The organism is Cellulomonas sp. URHB0016 (assembly GCF_054057935.1).
Genome location: NZ_JBSRZU010000001.1, coordinates 683,340 through 703,619, shown reverse-complemented (window position 1 = coordinate 703,619; position 20,280 = coordinate 683,340). Strand labels below are relative to the sequence as shown.

The 20,280-nt window shown below is 72.0% G+C and carries 23 protein-coding genes; 9 read left to right on the top strand and 14 right to left on the bottom strand.

The genetic code is table 11. The features are described from left to right. Window positions 1–5: 5 nt before the first annotated feature. Window positions 6–3,053: a bifunctional [glutamine synthetase] adenylyltransferase/[glutamine synthetase]-adenylyl-L-tyrosine phosphorylase gene (locus ACVW07_RS03340; protein ID WP_456817864.1), complete on the top strand. Its 3,048-nt coding sequence runs from the start codon at window positions 6–8 to the stop codon at window positions 3,051–3,053. Here ACVW07_RS03340 and ACVW07_RS03335 read toward each other — a convergent pair. Next, on the bottom strand, window positions 3,044–4,264 hold the full coding sequence (locus ACVW07_RS03335; protein WP_456817863.1) for an AI-2E family transporter: 1,221 nt from the start codon (window positions 4,262–4,264) through the stop codon (window positions 3,044–3,046). The two genes, ACVW07_RS03340 and ACVW07_RS03335, sit on opposite strands and share 10 nt — an antisense overlap. Window positions 4,265–4,393: 129 nt before the next feature. Here ACVW07_RS03335 and ACVW07_RS03330 point away from each other — a divergent pair, with 129 nt between their 5' ends. Next, a complete protein-coding gene (locus ACVW07_RS03330) occupies window positions 4,394–5,842 on the top strand; it encodes a hypothetical protein (protein WP_456817862.1) in 1,449 nt (482 codons plus the stop codon). Window positions 5,843–5,906: 64 nt separating this feature from the next. Then, the gene (locus ACVW07_RS03325) at window positions 5,907–6,581 is read left to right on the top strand and encodes an esterase/lipase family protein (RefSeq protein ID WP_456817861.1); all 675 of its coding nucleotides are present in this window, start codon (window positions 5,907–5,909) and stop codon (window positions 6,579–6,581) included. Between the two features lie 39 nt (window positions 6,582–6,620). On the opposite strand, the gene ACVW07_RS03320 is transcribed toward ACVW07_RS03325, so the two are convergent. Next, the gene (locus ACVW07_RS03320) at window positions 6,621–8,156 is read right to left on the bottom strand and encodes a DUF4153 domain-containing protein (RefSeq protein WP_456817860.1); all 1,536 of its coding nucleotides are present in this window, start codon (window positions 8,154–8,156) and stop codon (window positions 6,621–6,623) included. A 132-nt stretch (window positions 8,157–8,288) separates the two neighbouring features. Beyond that, window positions 8,289–9,425: a right-handed parallel beta-helix repeat-containing protein gene (locus ACVW07_RS03315; protein ID WP_456817859.1), complete on the bottom strand. Its 1,137-nt coding sequence runs from the start codon at window positions 9,423–9,425 to the stop codon at window positions 8,289–8,291. A gap of 195 nt (window positions 9,426–9,620) precedes the next feature. On the opposite strand from ACVW07_RS03315, the gene ACVW07_RS03310 reads away from it, so the two are divergent. Beyond that, a complete protein-coding gene (locus ACVW07_RS03310; protein ID WP_456817858.1) occupies window positions 9,621–10,793 on the top strand; it encodes a peptidoglycan-binding protein in 1,173 nt (390 codons plus the stop codon). Window positions 10,794–10,811: 18 nt separating this feature from the next. Here the strand turns inward: ACVW07_RS03310 and ACVW07_RS03305 are convergent, their stop codons facing one another. Then, window positions 10,812–12,449, bottom strand: coding sequence for a tetratricopeptide repeat-containing diguanylate cyclase (locus tag ACVW07_RS03305; RefSeq protein ID WP_456817857.1), 1,638 nt, complete (start codon window positions 12,447–12,449; stop codon window positions 10,812–10,814). Window positions 12,450–12,539: 90 nt separating this feature from the next. After that, on the bottom strand, window positions 12,540–12,767 hold the full coding sequence (locus tag ACVW07_RS03300; RefSeq protein ID WP_456817856.1) for a hypothetical protein: 228 nt from the start codon (window positions 12,765–12,767) through the stop codon (window positions 12,540–12,542). A 609-nt stretch (window positions 12,768–13,376) separates the two neighbouring features. Here ACVW07_RS03300 and ACVW07_RS03295 point away from each other — a divergent pair. The 5 genes from ACVW07_RS03295 (at window position 13,377) to ACVW07_RS03275 (ending at window position 14,984) form a co-directional block, all read left to right on the top strand. Further along, a complete protein-coding gene (locus ACVW07_RS03295; RefSeq protein ID WP_456817855.1) occupies window positions 13,377–13,727 on the top strand; it encodes a hypothetical protein in 351 nt (116 codons plus the stop codon). 355 nt (window positions 13,728–14,082) lie between these two features. Next, window positions 14,083–14,283: a helix-turn-helix domain-containing protein gene (locus tag ACVW07_RS03290; protein WP_456817854.1), complete on the top strand. Its 201-nt coding sequence runs from the start codon at window positions 14,083–14,085 to the stop codon at window positions 14,281–14,283. Next, window positions 14,280–14,525 (top strand): helix-turn-helix domain-containing protein, encoded by a 246-nt coding sequence (locus ACVW07_RS03285; RefSeq protein WP_456817853.1) that lies wholly within the window; start codon window positions 14,280–14,282, stop codon window positions 14,523–14,525. The genes ACVW07_RS03290 and ACVW07_RS03285 overlap by 4 nt, the downstream gene beginning before the upstream one ends. A gap of 4 nt (window positions 14,526–14,529) precedes the next feature. After that, a complete protein-coding gene (locus ACVW07_RS03280; RefSeq protein ID WP_456817852.1) occupies window positions 14,530–14,724 on the top strand; it encodes a hypothetical protein in 195 nt (64 codons plus the stop codon). Between the two features lie 38 nt (window positions 14,725–14,762). Next, window positions 14,763–14,984, top strand: a complete 222-nt coding sequence (locus tag ACVW07_RS03275; protein WP_456817851.1) for a helix-turn-helix domain-containing protein — start codon at window positions 14,763–14,765, stop codon at window positions 14,982–14,984. A gap of 75 nt (window positions 14,985–15,059) precedes the next feature. Here the strand turns inward: ACVW07_RS03275 and ACVW07_RS03270 are convergent, their stop codons facing one another. The 9 genes from ACVW07_RS03270 to ACVW07_RS03230 form a co-directional block, all read right to left on the bottom strand. After that, window positions 15,060–15,281: a hypothetical protein gene (locus tag ACVW07_RS03270; protein ID WP_456817850.1), complete on the bottom strand. Its 222-nt coding sequence runs from the start codon at window positions 15,279–15,281 to the stop codon at window positions 15,060–15,062. A 10-nt stretch (window positions 15,282–15,291) separates the two neighbouring features. Continuing rightward, complete coding sequence (locus tag ACVW07_RS03265) at window positions 15,292–16,149, bottom strand: hypothetical protein (RefSeq protein WP_456817849.1); 858 nt, start codon at window positions 16,147–16,149, stop codon at window positions 15,292–15,294. A gap of 42 nt (window positions 16,150–16,191) precedes the next feature. Then, window positions 16,192–16,488 (bottom strand): hypothetical protein, encoded by a 297-nt coding sequence (locus ACVW07_RS03260; protein ID WP_456817848.1) that lies wholly within the window; start codon window positions 16,486–16,488, stop codon window positions 16,192–16,194. Next, entirely contained in the window at window positions 16,472–16,837 is a 366-nt protein-coding gene (locus tag ACVW07_RS03255; RefSeq protein WP_456817847.1) for a hypothetical protein, read from the bottom strand. The genes ACVW07_RS03260 and ACVW07_RS03255 overlap by 17 nt, the downstream gene beginning before the upstream one ends. A 127-nt stretch (window positions 16,838–16,964) precedes the next feature. Then, window positions 16,965–17,705, bottom strand: a complete 741-nt coding sequence (locus ACVW07_RS03250; RefSeq protein WP_456817846.1) for a hypothetical protein — start codon at window positions 17,703–17,705, stop codon at window positions 16,965–16,967. Window positions 17,706–17,707: 2 nt separating this feature from the next. Further along, complete coding sequence (locus ACVW07_RS03245; protein WP_456817845.1) at window positions 17,708–17,965, bottom strand: hypothetical protein; 258 nt, start codon at window positions 17,963–17,965, stop codon at window positions 17,708–17,710. 387 nt (window positions 17,966–18,352) lie between these two features. Beyond that, window positions 18,353–18,652 carry a WhiB family transcriptional regulator gene (locus ACVW07_RS03240; RefSeq protein WP_456817844.1) on the bottom strand — a complete coding sequence of 100 codons (300 nt, stop codon included), beginning with the start codon at window positions 18,650–18,652 and terminating at the stop codon, window positions 18,353–18,355. Next, complete coding sequence (locus tag ACVW07_RS03235) at window positions 18,649–19,758, bottom strand: AAA family ATPase (protein ID WP_456817843.1); 1,110 nt, start codon at window positions 19,756–19,758, stop codon at window positions 18,649–18,651. The genes ACVW07_RS03240 and ACVW07_RS03235 overlap by 4 nt, the downstream gene beginning before the upstream one ends. Continuing rightward, window positions 19,755–19,979: a hypothetical protein gene (locus ACVW07_RS03230; protein ID WP_456817842.1), complete on the bottom strand. Its 225-nt coding sequence runs from the start codon at window positions 19,977–19,979 to the stop codon at window positions 19,755–19,757. Before ACVW07_RS03230 ends, ACVW07_RS03235 begins: the two co-directional genes overlap by 4 nt. Window positions 19,980–20,280 lie beyond the last annotated feature (301 nt).

The window sequence follows — 20,280 nt, the reverse complement described above, 5'->3', positions numbered from 1 at the left end:
GCCCGATGAGCGCCACGACCGCCGACGGGCGGGGTGGCAGCCTCGCCGGGCGGCTGACCCGTGCCGGGGTCACCGACGTGGCGCGCGCCGAGCGGATGCTCGCGGACGCCGCTCTGCTCGACGTGCTGCCCGATGCCGCGAGCCTGCTGCCCGGACCGCTCGCCGAGGTGGCGGACCCGGACCAGGCACTGCTCACGCTCGCCAAGCTCGCGGGGGCCGTCCGGTCGTCCCCGGCGGAGCGCGACCTGCTGCGGTCGATGCTGGAGCAGGACGACGAGCGCCGGGCCCGGCTCCTGGCGGTCGTCGGGGCGTCGGTCGCCCTCGGGGACACGCTCGTCGCGCACCCGGCCAACCTGCGCGTACTCGCCGACGACGAGCCGGCCCTGGGCGTCCCGGTCGGCGACGTCCGTGCCGAGCTGCTCGGCGCGGTCGGGGCAGACCCGGCGGATCCGGTGCCCGTCGCCGACCACGGCGGCCGCGACGGCACGGACGCCATGCGTCGCGCCTACCGCACGCGCCTGCTCCGCATCGCCGCGGCGGACCTGACCGCCCCCGACCCGCTGTCCAGGTTGCCCGGGGTGGCGGCGGCCCTCGCGGACCTCGCCGGTGCCGCCCTCGAGGCGGCGCTCGCCGTCGCGCGTGCCGACCTCGACGACCATGGCGCGGACGTCCGGCTCGCCGTGATCGGCATGGGCAAGGGAGGCGGCCGCGAGCTCAACTACGTGAGCGACGTCGACGTGGTCTATGTCGCGGAGCCGGTGGACGGCGCCGACGAGGCCGCGGCGCTCGCCGCCGGAGCACGGCTCGCCGCCGGCCTGGCTCGGGTGTGCTCCACCTCCTCCGGGGAGCCGGCCCTCTGGCCGGTCGATGCTGCGCTGCGCCCGGAGGGCAAGGACGGCCCGCTGGTCCGGACGCTCGCGAGCCACAAGGCGTACTACGAGCGGTGGGCCAAGACGTGGGAGTTCCAGGCGCTGCTGAAGGCCCGGCCGCTCGCCGGAGATGCCGCGCTGGGTGACGAGTACGTCGAGATGACGCAGCCCTTCGTGTGGGCGGCCGTGCAGCGCGACCGCTTCGTGGAGGACTCCCAGGCGATGCGGCGCCGGGTCGAGCAGCACGTTCCCGCGGCGGAGGCGGACCGGCAGCTCAAGCTCGGCGTCGGTGGCCTGCGCGACGTCGAGTTCACCGTCCAGCTCCTCCAGCTCGTCCACGGTCGCGCGGACGACACGATCCGCAGCCCGAGCACCTTGACGGCCCTGGCGGCCCTCGCGGCGGGCGGCTACGTGGGCCGCGAGCACGCCGGACAGCTGGCCGTCTGCTACCGGTTGCTGCGCGTGCTGGAGCACCGCATCCAGCTGTACCGGATGCGGCGCACGCACCTCATGCCGGACGCCGAGGCCGACCTGCGCCGGCTCGCCCGGTCGATCGGCATGCGGGCCGAGGGACCCGAGGGGCTCGTCGAGCGCTGGCGCACGGTTCGGCGGGACGTGCGGAGGCTTCACGAGGAGCTGTTCTACCGTCCGCTGCTCCCGGCGACGGCGCAGCTGTCGGCGGAGGAGGCGAGCCTCGCACCGGAGGCCGCGCGCGCCCGGCTGGCCGCGATCGGGTACCTCGACCCCGTCGGGTCCATGCGGCACATCGCCGCCCTCACCGAGGGTGTCTCACGCCGTGCGGCCATCCAGCGCCAGCTGCTGCCGGTGATGCTCGGCTGGTTCGCCGACGGTCCGGACCCCGACGGCGGCCTGCTGGCCTTCCGCCGGCTCTCCGAGGAGCTCGGCACCACGCACTGGTATCTCAAGCTGCTGCGTGACTCGGGCACGGTCGCCCAACGTCTGGCCCGGGTGCTGTCCACGTCGCGCTACGTGGCCGACGCGCTGAGACGTTCGCCGGAGTCCGTGACATGGCTCGCGGGCGACGGCGAGCTCGAGCCCCGGACGCACGCGCGGCTGTCCGCCGAGGCCGACGCCATCCTCACGCGGGCGCACGAGCGGGTGCCCGCCGTGACCGCGCTCCGTGGCCTTCGGCGACGCGAGCTCGCCCGCACGGCGGCTGCCGACGTGCTCGACGTGGTCACCGGCATCCGCGCGTCCCAGAGCCTCACGGTCGCGGCCGACGTCGTCCTGGCGGGCACGCTGCGGGTCGCGTTGTGGGAGGCCCGACAGGCGCGCCTGCTCGACGAGGACCCGACGCGGATGCTCGTCGTCGCGATGGGCCGGCTCGGCGGCCGGGAGGTGGGGTACTCCTCCGACGCCGACGTGCTCTTCGTGCACGACCCGAAGCCGGGCGTCGACGGGGTGCTCGCCCAGGAGTTCGCCCTGTCCGTCGCGACCGGGATCCGCGCGCTGCTGGGGGCGGTGGGGCCGGAGCCCGTCCTGGCCGTCGACGCCGACCTGCGGCCGGAGGGCCGCAACGGTCCGCTCGTGCGCACGTTCGACTCGTACGCCGAGTACTACGCCCGATGGTCGTCGCCCTGGGAGAGCCAGGCCCTGCTGCGTGCACGGCCCGTCGCGGGTGACGACGAGCTCGCCACCCGGTTCGTGCAGCTCGTCGCGCCGCTGCGCTACCCGGAGGGCGGCATCGACCCGGCCACCGTGCGTGAGGTCCGGCGGATCAAGGCGCGCGTCGAGTCGGAACGGCTGCCCCGGGGGGTCGACCCGGCCCGGCACCTCAAGCTGGGTCGCGGGGGGATCTCCGACGTCGAGTGGACGGTCCAGCTCCTCCAGCTCCTGCACGCGCACGACGTGCCGGAGCTGCAGACCACCGGGACGCTCGACGCGCTCGCCGCAGCCGAGCGCGCCGGCCTGCTCGATGCGGACGACGCACGGGTCCTGGCGGACGCGTGGCTGCTGGCCTCCCGGGTGCGGGACGCGAACGTGCTGTGGTCGGGCCGGCAGGAGGGCGCTCATGCCGACGTCCTGCCGCACGACCGGCAGGCGCTCGCCGGCCTCGCTCGCGTCATGGGGTACGCCGCCGGGTCGGGCGGCGAGCTCGAGGACGACTACCTGCGTACCGCCCGGCGCGCCCGGTCCGTGGTCGAGCGCGTCTTCTACGGCTGAGGCTCGTCCGCAGTCCCCGCCTCGGCGTCCGGCACGTCCTCGGGCCCCGGCTCGTCCTCGGGCCCCGGCGCGTCCTCGGGCACGTCGACCCAGTGGCGCTGGCGTCGCAGTGCCTGCTCATCTTCCTGGAGCAGGGGCGAGTCGACGAGCTCGTGCCGCCGCACGTACGTCGAGGACACCGCCTGGATGGTCGCGGCGACCGGGAGCGCGAGGAACGCGCCGATCGGCCCGAACACCGCCCCGAAGGCGAGCACCGCGAGGAACGACATCGCGGGGTTCAGCTCGAGCGACCGGGCGGACACCTTGGGGGAGAAGATCAGGTTCTCGACCTGCTGGTAGGCGATGATGAACGCCAGGACCAGCAGGCCCTTGACCGGGTCGACCGCCAGGGCGACTGCCACAGGCACGGCGCCGGCGATGTAGGTGCCGATGGTGGGGACGAACTGCGACACCACACCGGTGAACACCGCGAGGGGCAGGGCGTACGGGATCCGCAGGATCTCCAGGAAGACGAACGTGAACACGCTGGAGAGCGCGGCGAGGACGATGCGGGAGTTGATGAAGTCGGCGACCTTCTGCTGCGAGACCTCCCACAGCCGCAGCAGCTCGCGCTGGCGGTGGGGAGCGAACAGGCGCAGCACCGCCGCCCGGAACCGGGGTCCGGCGCTGGCCATGTAGTACACGACGAGGAGCACGGACGTCAGCGTGAACAGCCCGCCGATGATCGACGCACCGGCGCCCAGGAGACCGGGCGCGAGCGACTGCCAGTTCCGCGTGACGGAGTCCGTCGCCTCGTCGACCGTGGGCAGCGCGACGTCGAACGTGGTGTCCACCCACTCGACGAGCTGCGCGTAGTAGGTGGGCAGGGAGTCCACGAGCTCGGCGAGCTGGGCGACGAAGAGGCCGCCGAAGAGCCAGATGACGGCGATGATCACGAGCATCCCCGTGACCATCACGATGCCGGTCGAGCGGGTGCGCCGGACGCCGTGCGCCACGAGCCAGCGGACCAGCGGCTCCATCGCGAGCGAGACGAACCACGAGATGACCACGATCGTGAGCACGTGCCCGAGCAACGACAGGGCCCGCCACGTGAACGCCGCGAGGAACACGGCGACCACGGCCAGGGCCAGCGCCCGGGGGAGCCACGGCGGCGGACGGCGTGGGTCGGCGGCGACCGGGACGGTGCCCTCGGTGACGGTGCGTCGCGGCATGCGCTCCCCTGTGGAGGGCTCGGGACCAGTCGGCTCGTTCGCACCGTACCGCGCCACCTCTCGCGCGCTGACCAGCAACGCTGCCATGCTCGGGGAATCGGGCGTGTCGGACGTGTCGGGAGGACTCTCATGGCGGTGCCGAGCAAGCCGAGCACGGACGACGAGCCGCAGGCGCCCGACCCGGGCGACACCCAGCCCCTCGCAGGGCCAGGGGACCCGGTGCCGGTCCCCGTGCCCGTCCCGGACGACGAGGTCGCGCTCCTGCGGTCGCGGCTGGACGCCCTGGAGGCCGAGAACGCGCGCCTGCGTGCGGTCACCGCCGCCGCGCCGGTCGGGGTCGCGGAGCAGGCGCACCGCCGGCGGCCCGGGCGTGCGACCGCGGCCGTGGTCCTCGTCGTCGTCGCGGCCCTGCTCGCACCGGTGGCCGTGGTGGCCGTGTGGGCCCGGGGGCTCGTCGAGGACACGGACCGCTATCTCGCGACGGTGGCGCCGCTGTCCGAGGACCCGCAGATCCAGTCGGCCGTCACGAACCGGCTCACCACCGCGATCGTCGACGCCGTGAACCTCGACCAGCTCGCGGAGACGGCCACCGGTGCCGTGTCCGACCTGGGGCTGCCCCCGCGCCTGTCGGCCGCTGTCCTGGCACTCCAGGGGCCCCTGGTCGACGCCGCGACGAACTTCATCCGCAAGGGCGTGGACCGTGTGGTCACGTCGGACGCGTTCTCGACGGCGTGGGAGCAGGCCAACAAGGCCGCTCACGAGCAGCTCGTCGCCGTCATGCGCGGCGACCCCGACGCCATCGCGAGCATCGACTCGCAGGGCACGCTCACGGTGGACCTCACGAGCGTCATCGAGGAGGTCAAGACCGCGTTGTCGAATGCCGGCTTCACGATCGTCGACCGGATCCCGACCATCAACGCGAGCTTCCCGCTCGCGCAGAGCGCCGACCTGGTCCGGCTCCAGAACGCCTACCGGATGCTCGACGTGCTCGGGACGTGGCTCCCGTGGATCGTCATCGCGCTGCTCGCCGGCGGCGTGATGCTGTCCCAGAACAAGGCGCGGGCGCTCGTGGTGGCCGGTCTGACGCTCGGGGGCGCGATGCTCGTGCTCGGACTGGGCCTGACGGTCGGACGCTCCTTGTACGCCAACTCGCTGCCACCGGAGGTCCAACGTCCCGACGCCGCGGTCGTCGTCTACGACCAGGTGGTCTCGTTGCTGCGGATCTCGCTGCGCTCGGCGTTCGTGCTCGGGATCGTCGTGGCGGCGGTCGCCTTCGTGTCCGGGAGGACGGCGTCCGCGGTCGCGCTCCGGTCGGCCGCGTCGAGGTCCGCCGCCTGGGCGCGTGGTGCGGGGGAGCGGCGCGGAGTCACCACGGGCCCGGTCGGCCAGTGGCTGGGTGAGCAGCGCGTGCTCCTGCGCGTGGTGGTCGCCGTCGGCGCAGCGCTCGCACTCGTGCTCGGTACACCGCTGACTCCGGGGTACGTGCTCGGTGTCGCGATCGTCGCCATCGTCCTCCTGCTGCTTCTGGCGCTGCTCGCCCGGCCGGCGCTGGACGACGACCGGGTGTCGACGGCCTGACCGGGTGGACGCGGGAGCGGCCGAGCAGCCTCGGCACGTGCGGGCGGCGGCGGAGCCTCGGCCGTTGTCGGCGCGCGCGTGGTGGCTCGCGCGCGACTACGCCTTCGTGCTGCGCTGGCAGGTCGCCGGCGTCGCGACGCGGGTGGGCCCGCGGGACCTGCTCAGGCCCGAGCGACCGGCGGGTCCGCCCGTCGTGCTGGTTCCCGGCGTGTACGAGCCGTGGCAGTTCCTGCTGCCGCTCGCGACGGTGCTGCACGACCACGGCGTCCGGGTCCACGTGCTCCCGGAGCTCGGGATCAACCACCGGCCGATCCCGGACCAGGCGGCACTCCTCGGGAGATACGTCCGCGAGCAGGACCTGCGCGACGTCGTCCTCGTGGCGCACAGCAAGGGCGGCCTCATCGGCAAGCTCGCGATGCTCCGCGAGGACGCCGACCACCGGGTCACGTCGATGGTCGCCGTGAACACGCCCTTCGCCGGGTCGGCGTACGCCCGGTGGTTCCCCGCGGCGGCCGTGCGCGCGTTCAGGCCGACCGACGCGACGATCGTGGCGCTGCAGGCGGAGCGCGCGGTCAACCGGCGGATCACGTCGGCGTTCAGCTTCTGGGACCCGCACATCCCCGCCGGGAGCTCGCTCCACGACGGCCTCGACGTGGTGCTCGACACCCCGGGGCACTTCCGCCCCCTCGCGGACCCGCGCCTGCACGCGCTCCTGCTCGACCAGCTCGGGGTGGAGTGACGGACGGCTCGCCACGCGGCCCTCGGAAGCACGCGGCCGTCAGCACCGCCTGACCGCGTCGGGGGAGATGCCACGCGCACGCTGACCGCCCCACGTCCAGCTCAGGCCGTCGTCCTCGGACGGCACCTCGATGCCCTCGAGCAGGCACGACCGCAGCGGTTCGTCGAGCTGGTCGACGGCCGGGACGGCGTCCGCCGAGAGCCCACGGAGGTAGGACACGTCGAACGGTGTCGTCCGCTCGGTCGCAGTGTTGTGACGCAGGATCACGGCGTCGGGGTTCAGGAGCGCCAGCCCGAGCACCGCACCCGCCGCGACCCACACCGCGGCGCGCGGGAACCACCGGCCCGATCCCCGGGCACCTGCGACCAGCACGAGCGCGAGCACGACGCCCATCGCGAGCTCGCCGACAGCGACGAGCAGCCGCAGCCGGGTCAGCCCGAACGCGTCGACGTACAGGTCGAGCCGGCGCAGCGCCGACGCGACGACGCCGAGCGTCGCCACGCAGAGCACCCCGAGCGCGGCCCGGGTCAGCACCCGGTCGCGGGCGGCCGAGCGCGGAGCCCGTCGTGCGGCGACACCGACGACGACGAGGGTGAGCGCCGTCGCGACGACGAGCTGTGCGAACCCCTGGCGGGCGTACGACGCGAACGTGACGCCCGACGGGAGCACCCGCTCGGGGTCGCCCAGCAGCGTGATCGCCTGCGTGACGAGGAAGGCCACCACGAGCACGTCCAGGGCCAGCACGGGGACGAGCCACTCCAGGCGGCTCGCCGCGGGTGCCTCGGGCAGGCGGGCGCGTGACCAGACCGGCGGCGCGATCGTCAGGTGCGCTGCGGCGGCCGCGGCGAGCGCGAGGACCGTGCCGACGAGGACCTGACCGGGCAGCAGGTCGAGGTGCGGGCGCGGCAGGTAGCCCGCGAACACGCGGTCCGCACTCGCGAACAGCGCCCCGAACACGGCGAGCAGCACCACGGTGACGGCCGCGCTGCGCAGGACGACGAGCGCCTCGTGCCGACGACCGCCGAGCGCCGAACCGGCACCGTGCCGCACCCAGGGCACCGCACGCACGAGCCCGGCGAAGGCCGAGAGCGGTCCGAGCGCCACCGACGGCGCGGTCCGAGCCGACGTCGTCGCCACCACGCCGACCCACACCGCCGCCACGACGCTGAGGGCGACGACCCACCCGGCGGTCCGGACAGCAGTGACGGCGAGGAGCGCGGCACCGAGCCCGAGGAGCGCGAGGTCGCCGAGCCGCCGACGCCGCACGAGGACAGGCACCGCACCGGCGCAGAGGAGCATCCCGACGGCTGCCGCGCCGATCCCCGGCCGCCGCCCGACGAGCACGACACCGCCGACGAGGCCGACCGCCGCGCAGGTGCCGAGCACCCATACGGGTGCGGCTCGGCGTGCGCCCGACCAGAACGCCCCCAGCATGCGGTCGACGGCAGCGGGCGGCCGGGGCGGGAGCAGGACCGCAGGCCCCCCGAGCGCTGTGGGGGCACCCGCGCCGGCGAGCGCGGGAAGGGGGCCTGACCTGGGCCCGGATTGCGGGGACGGGCGCTCGTGATCGTTCATGGGGCGACGCTATGCACCGTCGTGGAACGGCGTCCGGCACTTGCGGGTGGGTCGCGTGCACGTTGTGTGGGACGACGTGCAGGCCTCATGTGCGACCAGCAGAGCCCATGGACCGGCACCGGTCAGACCCCGTCAGGGGCACACCACGCCGACGCACTGCGGCTCGTTGCCGTTGCGGCGGGCGGTGTTCCCCCCGAGGTCCGTGACGCCCGGCGCGTCGATGCCCCAGCCGGTGTTCCGTCGTGCCGTGTTCTGCCCGAGCCGCACGGACGGGTCCCCGTTCTCGACGACGATGCCGTCGCCGTTGAGCCGGAACACGTTGCCGCGCAGGGTGGTCGGCCCCTCGCTCGACTGCACGTGGTGGAAGCCGACGCCGTTGCCGCGGAACGTGTTGTCGTCGAACGTGCCGGCACCACCCGCGACCAGCACGCCCGTGCCGCTCCCGGTGAGCACGTTCCCCGTCATGGACAGCCGGCCGCTCAGCACCGTGGCGGCCACGTCGCCCCCGCGGAACCTGCTGTCGTCGACCGTCGTGCTGCCGACCCCGCCGACGGTGAGGCCCCGGTCGTTGTCCATGAAGGTGGTCCGATCGTCGACGACGACGCTGCTCTCGTAGACCCGGATGCCGACGCCGTTCCTGAGCAGGTCGGATCGGCCCACGTGCGCGGTGGCGCTGCTGACCCAGAGGCCGACGCGGTTGTCCGTGAAGGTCGTCCTCGTGATCGTCGGTGACCCGAACCACCCGGCGACCACTCCGGCGTCGTTGTCGGCGAACGTCGACCGCGCCACGGTCGTCGGCTTCGCGTAGGCGCCCGTGCCGCTCTGGCCGGACGCGTCCAGACCCCACCTGCTGTTCCGGACCGTGACCCGCTCGACCGTCAGCGGTCCCGCCAGCTGGTCCTCGTCGGACACGAACGTGCTGATGCCCGTGCCCCATCCGGCCAGCGTCCCGTTCACGACGGAGACCGTGCCCGCGGACGCCACCGAGACGCCGGTCCCGCGGCCGGATCCGGTGACGGTGTGGCCGCCCAGGTCCAGCGTGACGCCGGGACCGAGCGTGAGGCCGTCCCCGGTGCACTCGAGGTCGTGCCTGAGGGTCGAGTCGACGGTGACCGTCGTGCCGCACGTCGGCTCGGCGACGACAGTCGGCGTGGGGACGGTCGCCCACGGTCCGACGAGCACCGCGAGGCACGGGACGAGGACAGGCAGACGCATGGCTTCCCCCAGGGCGTCGTCGCCGGCGAGGTTCTGGGCCGACGGGATCGACACTGCCCGTCATCGACGGGGACGAGAAGGTCGCGACGAGCTCTGTGCCCTTTCGGGCAGATCGGTGCCCTGCCTTGCGCGCCGGACCCCGGGGGTGGAGGGTCGGACCGACGGCGTCGGCGACGTGGCCCGTGGGCCCGTGCGTCGACACCGTCGTCGTGAGGACACCAGGAAGCGGAGCGTTCTTCGGAGGTCGCCGTGAGGTCGTTCCGGTCGGGTCGAGCGCGCCGGTGGGCATGGCCGACCGTCGCCGTGCTGGGTGTCTCCTTCCTCCTCGGCGGGTGCACCGCGGGGGGGAGCGACGACGGGGACGACCCGACGACGGACCTCGAACGCGCGCAGGCACAGGTCGCCGCGAAGGAGAAGGACCTCGCCGAGGCGCAGGACGAGGCGCAGCGGGCGACCGACGCGTTCTGCGCGGGGAGCGTCGACTACGTCAAGGCGCTGGACCGCTACGGCGACGTGATCACCGCCGAGGCGCCGACCGTCGGTGATGTCGTCACCGGCGGCGCCGACCTGCGTGAGCCGCGAGAGGAGACGCTGGCCGCCGGGCAGACCGCCCAGGAGGCCCGGCAGGGCGTCGCGGACGCGGAGAACGCCCTCGCGGCGGCGCGCGCCGAGCTGGCTGCGCTCGAGGCGTCCGCGTCCGGGGAGCCCGCCGAGCCGGAGGAGTCGCCCACCGCGGAGGCGACGCCGCTCGCACCCGCCGACACCGTCACCAGGGTCAAGCAGGCGGACGCCGACCTCACCGCGACCCAGCAGGGCATCACGGAGGACACCCCGCTCGACCAGGCGTCGCAGCAGTTCAACGCCGCGGTCGTCAGCCTCGAGATGGCGTGGATGCAGCTCGTCGTCCAGGCCGGATGCCTCGACGACGACCAGCGCGTCGCGGCGCAGGAGGCGGCGCGGGCCTACACCACCGCACTGCAGCAGGGACTCGCCGACGCCGGGTACTACACGCTGGCAGTCGACGGGATCTACGGACCCGGCACGGTGCAAGCCGTCGAGGACCTCCAGTCCACGCACGGCCTGCCGGTCACCGGGACGGTGGACAAGGCCACCGACGCGGCCCTGCAGGCGGACCTCGCGGCGAAGGGTGCGACCCAGGCCGAGGCGGCCCTGACCTCGACGGCGGCGCTCCAGCAGACGCTCAAGCTGGCGGGCTACTGGGACGGCCCGGTCGACGGACAGTGGTCCGAGGAGCTGACCGCCGCGCTCGTCCGGTTCCAGACGGAGCTCGGCGTCGAGCCGACCGGTGCCGTGGACGCCGCGACCGTCGGTGCCTTCGAGGCTGCCATCGCCGCGCTCAAGGAGCCGGCGCCGAGCCCGACCGAGGAGCCACCGACCGACGACGAGACCGCCGACTCGTAGTCCGCCGCCTCGGGGGCGCTAGCGGGTCGGCGGGCCCAGCACCCGGTTGCGGCCGTCCTGCTTGGCCTGCAGCAGGCGGCGGTCGGCCAGGGCCAGGAGCTCGATGCTCGTCGCCGCCTCACTGCCGAGCGCCGCGCCGAAGCTCGCCGTGACCGCCAGCTGCGGAGCCAGCGCCGCCCAGTCGTACGACTCGATCCTCGATCGCATCCGCTCCGAGAGTGCCAGCACGGCGGGGACAGATGCGCCGTGCGTGACGAGCGCGAACTCTTCGCCCCCGAACCGCAACGGCGTGTCCGCCCCGCGGCAGCAGTCCCTCAGCAGCTTCGCGATCACCCGCAGCACGGCGTCGCCGAGGAGGTGGGAGTGCTCGTCGTTGACGCGCTTGAAGTGGTCGATGTCGAGCAGCACCACGGAGCAGGACCGCAGGTCGGACGCGAGCAGCTCGTCCAGCCGGCGACGGTTCGGCAGCCCTGTCAGCGGATCCTCCAGAGCCTGCCGGCGGAGGTCCTCGGAGTGCCTGCTGAGCGAGTCGTTGGTCAGCTGGAGCTCGGCCGCCCGGGTCTGCAGCTCCATCGCTCTGGCCTTGGCCTGCGCGGTCTCCAGGCGCACGGCCGCCACGCCTGCGGCTCGCTGGGCCTGCTCGGACATCTGCTGCGCCACCAGCGTGAACAGCCGCTTGTGGTGGTCCAGCGCGCCCCGCAGGTCGCCCATCTCCTCCTGCAGAGCGGCGAGGGCCCGTCGGGCTGCCATCTCGTGCTGCGTGGTCGGTGCCTCGGACACGCTCAGCTCCAGCAGCTCGGCGGCCTCTTCGCGCCGACCCAGACCCGCCAGGGCCACACCGCGGGCCATCCGGTGGTGCACGACGGTGCTCACCGGATCGAGCCTCGGGTCGATCGGCCGGTCGTCGAGCAGTGCCAGCGCCTCCGCGTGCCGCCCGACGTCCGCGAGCGACTCCGCCAGGTTGCCCAAGCAGGTCATCTCGCCCCGCCGGTTGCCCACGTCCCTGGCGATGAGCATCGCCGTCCGGGCCAGCATGACCGTCTCCGCGCTCCGGTCGGCCGCCCGGGCGTGGTCGCCCTGCCCGGCTGCCGCCACCGCCATGCCGCCGTAGACGAACGAGATCGTCTCGATCGCCGTCCCCTCCGCGACGCGGTCGCCGACGAGCCTCGCGATCTCGTGGTAGCGCTCGCCGAACTCCAGCGCCTTGTCCCACTGGTGCAGCGACGCGTAGACGTTCGTCATGGCCCGCATCGCCGACATGGTCGCGGTGAGGTCACCGGACCCCTCCGCTGCCTCGACCGCCTTGAGGCCCTCGTCGAGGGCAGGGCCGGTCTCTCCCACGTCGAGCAGGACGCGGGCGGCCACCTCGTGCGCCTCGGCGGCCGTGCTCAGGTCGCCGACCGCGTTGCTCAGGTCGACGGCGCGCAGGACGAACCCCATCGCCTCGGCGGACTCGCCGCAGACGTAATGGACCCGGGCACGGAGGGCGACGGCACGGGCGTGCATCAGGTCGTCGCCGACCGCGTCCGAGAGCGCCATCGCCCGGTCGACCAGGAGCTTCGCCTCGTCGAGGTCGGAGGCGATCAGTCGGGACTCCGCCTCGGCCAGGAGCGTGCCGGGCGACAGGGTCCGCGTCGCGGTCGATACGTCGGGCATGGGACCCAGGGCCTCCGATCAGGGGATCTGGGTTGTCATATCGACCGACGCCACCCATCCCTGAGCGAGGGCCGTGCAGCGGTCGGGTCGCTACAGCCCCGCCGCCACGAGCTGCTGCACCAGTGCAGCGCCCAGCTGCACCCGGTCGACCGAGTCGACGCCGTCGGTCTGAGGAACCGTGAGCACGATCCGATCGTCGATGACCGGCTCGTCGACGCAGAAGGCGATCCGGTCGGCGGCGTGCCCTTCGACGTCGGACGACGGAGACGTGACACCGATGCGGTCGCCGTGCTTGAGCGGCTGCGGGAACGTGAGCATGCGCGCCATCGTGCCAGCCGGACCCTGAACGCCCTCCGGAGACCTGGCCTGCGCACCGCCCTCACTCCGACCACGCCGAACGTGTGGCAAACGTGCGGCACCCCCGCCACCACGAGGGTGACGGGGGTGCCGTTACTGCAGGTCACCGGCCCCTGGGAGCAGCCAGGGGCCGGGACGATCACACGTCGAAGTAGAGCTCGAACTCCCCCCGCGCGTTGGTCCGCGTTGGCAAGTGGGGGCATTGGCGCCCTGACCTGCGGATCCGTTGCCGGTGGCGTTTGCACGCGTTGGTGTCGGCTGGACACCTTGCGGACTCTCTGCGGACCTGAGGTCGGGATCTGACTGACTCCTCGCGGCTCCACTAAGGATGAAAGGAGGCCCCGCCGATGCGACGCCGATTGTTCCGACTGTTCTGCGGCTGGTTGGGGCGCCACGCGCCGTTGGATCCGAGCTGGGCCGATGTGTCGCGGCTCGACGAACTGGACGGGGTCGATGTCGGACCCTCACGAGAGGCTTGAGCATCGTCGCTCAAGACGAAGGCGGCCCCCGCCGGTGTTGGAGCACCGACGAGGGCCTTGAAACCACCACTGACTGGGAGAGGTGATTCCCGTGAGCAAGAACATCACGACCGCCGCTGGATACGAGATGCCGACTTGGGCGATTGGTTCCTCCGCGGCGGCCGACTACACAGGCACCCAGTCGGGCGAGGTCTGGGACGAGGGGCAGACCATTGGCGACATCGAGGTCGAGAGCTTCGAGCCGCTCCGCCTGACCGTGCGGCGCGTTCAGACCTTCTACGGCGCCGAGGCCAGCCCGATCGCGATCCAGGTTGCCGACTGGGCCGACGGAGGCTTCGCGCGTAGCAGTCTCGAGATGACTGCTGCAGGCGCCCGCGAACTCGCTGCGGCTCTCCTGGCCGGAGCGGACGTCCTCGACGGAATCCAGGCTGCTCCGGCCTGACCTAACTGCAAGGGCGCCCGCCGCTCCCGTGTTGAAGGGGCGGGCGCCCTGCATCCACTCAGCCCATAGCGACGCAGTGCTGACAGCGGCGGTAGTTGTTGGTCCCGGACCGCCGGTTGCGCTCGGGGATCTGCTGTCCCGATGGGCAGTTGCTGTGGTCGTGGTAGACGTCTGGGTCCGTGGGGTCGATCGAGTAGTACGCCGCGACCTTCATGCTCGGCCTCCTTGCCGACGCACCCCGCGGGTGACGGGTCGAACATTGGCCTCGAGTCGGGTCGTCCGCATCCCCCGATGAGGGTGGGATCCGGGCAAGGGGGCTCTGCCATGCTCGAGGCTCTGTCTGGGAGGCACGCTGATGTTCAACCGCATGTACCCGCCGATCCTCTTCTCAGACGAGGACGCCGCCGCCTACATCGGTGTCTCGGTCACCAAGCTCAACCGGCTGCAGGCACAGGGTCGGATCATCCCGAAGGCGATCGATGGCAAGCGCGGGTTCCTCCGCGACGACCTCGAAGAGTTCGCCCGCTCACTCCCGGACTGGACCGGCCGGAAGTGACGGGCACGATCACAGCACAACAGGCGGCCGACGAACTTCACCTGGCCCGCTCGACCGTGATCGACTACCTGCGCACGGGTCGCATCCCGGGCGGGTTCCAGCCCGTCGAGGGCGGCCGGTGGCTGGTGGACGAAGACGTCTACCGGGCATGGCGCGACGAGCGACGGGCCGCGGTCGACCCTCACCGCATCGAGCCCAGGTCTGCCCGGTCCAAGGCCGCGCAGAACCGACGGAGGAAGTGACCAGATGCAAGAACGACCACTGGCGGTGGTGTCCTACTCGATCGACGGCGCCGCGGCGGCGACGGGGATGTCTGCTGACGTCATCCGCCGGGCGATACGCGCCGGCGACATCATCGCGCACTACCCGACGAGCAAGCCGTTGATCCTCGCTGACGAGCTGCGCGCTTGGGTTGAACGTGCTCCCACCGAGAAGCGATGACGACGAGTTCGCTCGCTCCCAGACCGGGAGGGCCGGAAGTGACCGCTCACGTGACGTCGGGCGCCAAGTCCGAGCCTGGCGTGCGCCTGGTCCCGTTGGCCTACACGCGACAGGAGGCAGCGGTCATGCTGCGGACGTCGAAGTCCCGCATCGATCAGGCGATCCACTCAAGCCAGCTCAAGGCCAAGCAGATGGGCCGTCGCATCGTCATCCCGGCCAAGGCGCTCGACGACTACCTCGACTCCCTGCCGGACGTCTGAGGGACGAGTGAACCAAGAGCCGCCCTCGCCTCTCTCCGTTCAGAGAGGGCGGGCGGGCCTCGTCGTATGGATGGGCTACAACTGTGCGAGGTCGCGCTTGAAGTAGCGCGAGTGAGTGCTGCGCACCGTTTCGATCGAGTCACTGGCGAGCGACACGATCTCCACGTCGGCATCCTCCCGCTCCACCTCAAGCTTGAGCCGGTACTGCAACGCCGCCCGATGGCCGTCCGCCGCGGGAAACTCGGTTACATCCGCAGCGCCGGTGCGACGGTTGTACACGATCACGAAACCAGCCATGTCGGTCACCCTATGCCTTGCCACTCGCCAGTGCCCGGAATCTCGCCTCAATCTCACCCAGCATCTCGGTGTACCTCGCCTCTCTGGCGGCAAGCTCCGTCTTCAGTGCACTGACCCGAGCGTGAAGTTGTGCAACCAGCGCGGGGTCCGCGTTCTCTACATCGGCACTCTCGAGGTTCGTCTCGACCTCGAAGAGCTCTTGTCGTGCGCGCTCGATCCCGGCACAGTCCACCGAGATGGCCCGCAGGCGCTGCACGAGTACCCGTGCGCTCGGATCGGCAGGGAGGTCATCGCTGTACCTGATCGATCTGCCGACCGCGTCTGCGGCAGCCTCGTAGGCGTTCGCCCACGCGCCTTGAAGCCGGGTCCGTACCTGCACTTCGACCCTGCCCTGAGGCAAGACAAGCTTCACGTGCACCGCCCGGTAGCCTGCGTGCGGCTTCTTGCGGATGTCATCGATGGCGGCGGGCTCGTCGCCGAATGCCGCTGCGATCGCCGCCGCGACGATGTCCTGCTCTTCCAGGGTCATGTCGCACTCGAACCGGACGCCGGCCACGTCCTGGACCCTGCCCAGTGGACCGTCGGGGAACCGTTGAAGTTTCTCGCGGAGCGTGTCGATCGTCTTGGGGCGCGAAGTGATCCGTGGCGCATCACGTCCAGAGAGGAGACTCTCCCAGTCGAGGCCGCGCAGGGCCTGCTGTACGCATGCCGCAAGGTCGTCGTACCAGACCATCACCGCGTTGTAGCTGGGACCGGCCGGCGGGTCAGGAGCGCCGTCCCGAATGGCCTTGCCGAGTGCGCGCAGCTGGTTCCCCGACCATGGGGGCTCGCCGAGGCTGGAGAACGGCGCCAACTCCTCGAGGCCCATGGCGCCGGATCGTATCGGACGTCACCGGCGAAGTGGGCCGATCTACGGCGGTGCCGGAACGAGCCGCCCGGCTTCGTCAAACGCGACCCACGAGCCGAACGCGATGCCGCGTTCGCGTCGGAGCGCCACCGGCACGAGCCACGCCTGGAACGGCTGGACCTCGGCGCCCTCGATCGCGTCTGCGGCTCGTCCGTGGGGAGAGCGGAACCGGATGCCGCCGTAGTCGTCTTCGTGTCGGGCGAAATGGGCTGCCCGGTCGCGAAGGTACGCAACGACGGCAGCGCGGTCGTCGACCGGCGACTCGGCTACCACCGGCGCGCGCCTAGCCACTACGACCATCCTGCCGAGCCCAGCGCGTCTGAGCGGCGCGGACGTGCCTGGCCGACTTCCCGGCGCCGAGCTCACTCATTGCCACCCCAGAGAGGACCCTGGACAGCGCTACAGCGTGTTGCCGGAGCTCGCCGGCCGCTGGGTGCAGCCGCACGACCCCGGTGGACGACACGACCCGCAGGCCGTCCTCCTCGATCGCTGCCGCGAGGTCGTCCATTCGGTCCCGGAGCTCGCCAGCCGTGAGCAGGAGCGCCGTCTCGCGCGCATCCGGCACCAGGTTGTCCGTCGCCATCTGCGCGACGATCGAGTCGACGAGCTCGCGCCCACCGGCCCCCAGGCCCTCGAAGTCGGCGCTCATGGCCGCACCTCGCTTCCTGAAGGTGCATTGCACGCGGCGGCATCATCCGCACCTCTTCGGTGTCCGCTCCCCGGGGGGCAGGGGGTCCCAGGAGGGGGCTGTGAGACCCGGGTTTCGGCGTCGCCGTTCACGCGTTGACACCCGACCTAGCGAAGGAGCTCAACGTCTGCTGCTCGTTGGGCGTGCGCCAGGTGATGACGATTCCGGGCGTTCGTGCCACGCGGGCCCACCACTCAGCCGAGTAGAGCTTCGTGCCGGCCGTCCGAGCGTTGAGGACGTTCATCGCCGTGTTCAGGTCGGGGAACGTGAGGTAGCGACCGTGGCGGTTCAGGGTGGGCATTCCGTTTCCCCCGCCGAGCCCGGTGTCTACGGGGGGCACGGTCGCCGCCAGAGCGTGGCGGAGGGCGGCGAGCTTCTCGAGTCGGCTCGCGGCGTCGGTGAGGGCGCGGCGGTCGTCGTCGAGGTGGGTGACGTTCGACCACTCGAAGTCCGTGTTGTAGGCGAGGACGTCAAGCGCGGCACGGTAGTCTGTCGCCGCCGTATCGAACGGCTTACGGAACGCCTGGAGGAGGTCCGCGCCGGCTGTGGTCCACGCCTCCAGCACGAGGTAGTCGGCCCGGACTTTGATGGCCTCGGCGGCCCGGGCGCGGTCGGCGTTCGTGAGTCGGGCGACCATCGCGGTGTGGGTCGAGCGGACAGTCTTGGCCGTGAGGGTCTCGAGCGAGGGCTCGGCCTCCGAGTTGATCTCGGCCACGAGGCGGTCTGCCTCGGCCTGCGTCGCCTTCGCGGCGATGACGGCCTTGGGGACTGTCACGTCGAACTGCTCGCACGCGGCTTCGATGGCGGGGACCGTGGTGGCGTCCAGCATGGTCAGGCTCCTTCGGGGTTGAAGAGGTGTTCGAGTCGTCCGGTCTGGCGGAGCTCGGCGATCTGCTCGTACTGGTGGTCTCGGTGAAGCTGCTGGAGGTCGTCGAGTGTGTAGAGGTGGTCTGAGGCGAACGGCAGGGGCATGCCGAGCAGCGCATTGAGGCGGCCAGCGGCCTTCGCGGCGACTATCTCGTCGTCTCGGCCCTCACGACGCAGGAGGGTGACGTCCTCCTGCGTGAGCTGGGGCAGGTCGTCGGTCATGGCTTCGTCCTCTCGGTAGTGAGCGCGTCGGCTACGGCTCGGGCATGGGGGCAGGAGGGATCTGGAAAGCGCCCGCAGGCTTCACAGCGCCAGGCGCGGACGCCAGAGGGGCGGAACCGGACCCGGATGTCCTCAAGCTCTGCGTCGGGCAGCGATACGAACGCGACGCGGTCGAGTGCGTCCGGGCGCCCGAGGAGACGAACCGTCGCGGGCGCATTCACGTGGTCACCTCCCGTCCCCGGACGAGACGCACAGCGCCACACTCGGGGCAGCGCAGCACGTGCCAGCCGCGCAGTGAGGCGGGAGCGGAAGTCCAGCCGGGGAGATTGCAGCCGGGTCGGTGGGTGACGCCGTGCTCGTCGATGATCTCGGGGCGAGTGGTGGTGTTCATGCCGCCTCTCCCTTCTTCGGCCGGCCGACCTTCGGATGACGTTCGGCATCTGTGAGGCCGCCGTACACGCCGACCTCGTCGCGGTGGGCCAGGCCGTAGGCGCGGCACTCGGCTACGGCCTGGCAGGGCACGCAGCGACGGGCGGCGTACTCCTGCTGGGCGGGGTCGTCCGACGTCCAGCAGGCGGTCGTGTCCGCTGGCCCCAGTCGGCAGGGGATCCGGAGGCCGTTGTCGTCGAGCCCTCGGAGGTAGGCCTCGAGCTCGGCCTTGTCCGCACGTCGCTGGTCGTCGGTCATGCCGCCTCCCCGTGGAGCACCCGGCACCGCGAGGTGAAGCCCGGGCCGTCGAGCGGCTCGCCGCACTCGTCGCAGGCGTGTGATGTGGGTGTGGTTTCCGTGGGGGTGTGGGTTTCGGTGACGTCAGATGCCCACACCCCCACACTCCCCACAGGGATGTAGAGCCCACGGCTCGGGTTTCGGATCCGGTCGCTTCCGACCAGACGACCCAGGTACGTGCTCGCCGCCTTCGCCGTGATCCCGACGGCCTCCGCCACGGCACTGGGTCCGACTCCGTCCGGATGGCGTCCGACGAACTCGATGATGTCCGCGGAGCGGTCGCTCAACCCCTCGGTGGCCTTCGCCTGCTGGGCGGCGAGGGCGGCGTCGGCGAGTGAGCTACCCTGGATCCGCCATGATCCGTCGCTGACGGTCAGGGCGTACTCACCCTCGGGGACGTCGCGGCCGGTAACGCGCAGGACGCCGTCCGTGTCGTTGCGCGACCGGGAGAGAGACACGGTGAAGTCGGCCGCTCCGTTGAGGCCGTTCGTACCGCTGGTCGAGTCCATCCAGTCGTCCGAGGTGGCCTTGCGCACGTGGTGCACGACGAGCAGAGCCGCTCCGGGGTGGGCGTCCGTGAGCCGCTTGAGAGCGCCTCCGATGCGGTAGTCGCGGGCGTAGGCGCTCTCCCCGGGCTGCGCCGGCGGCGACACCTTCCCGAGCGTGTCGAGGACGACAAGCGGGCGGGTGTCCGGGTGTTCGTCCAGCCATCCCTCGATGAGCGGGATGATGTCGCCCGGCGTCGCGTTCGTGGCGTAGTCGAGCAGGTTGGGGATGGGCTCGGTTCCGAGCAGCTTGCGGCACCGGCTCTGGAGGCGCCGGTCTCCGTCCTCGAGCGCGAGCAGTAGCACCGGTCGGGGATCACCCACAGGCACGCTTCCTAGTGCGTCGCCGCCCGCCGCGACGGCGAGGACGATGTCGAGCGTCGCCCAGGACTTGCCCACCTTGGGGGGCCCGGTGAACAGGCCGAATCCCTCGGGGATGATCCCGGGAACGGCCCACGAGAGCGCCGGGAAGGTCTGCTCGTCGAGCCAGGCGCCGCTACGGATCTGAGGCGTGCCACTCATGCGGCCACCCCGCGATCTCGCAGGATCGTCCGCTGACGGTCGGCCCGATCGTGCTCACCACGGCGGTCGCACAACTCGGCATACGGGACTGCTCCGGCGACCATGCGGGCCACGGCCGCGGAGACCTCCATACGTCCGCGCCACTCGTCCTCGACCTGCTGGCGTCCGATCGCGATGCCGTGGACTATGCCTGCTTCGTACCAGTCCAGGGGGTCAGCCACGGGGGTCACCGCCAACGAGCGGGGCGACGTCCTGCCGAACGAGGACGACCGTGGCTGCACAACCGCGAGCCACGGCGCGTTCCACAGCCCGATCGGCTGAGCCGATGTTCACGAACGAGCGCGTGAGGATGCTCCCGTCCGGCCGCTTGGTCAGGACGAGTACCGCGAGGCGGTCGCGGATCACGCGGCAGACCTCGGTTGGCGTCAACTCCGGCCCTTCGCCGACCGCCGCCGATACGATGGGGAGTGATCCGGCGCCCACCTGATCGTTGCGGCCCTCGTCCTTCGCCGGGACGGGGGC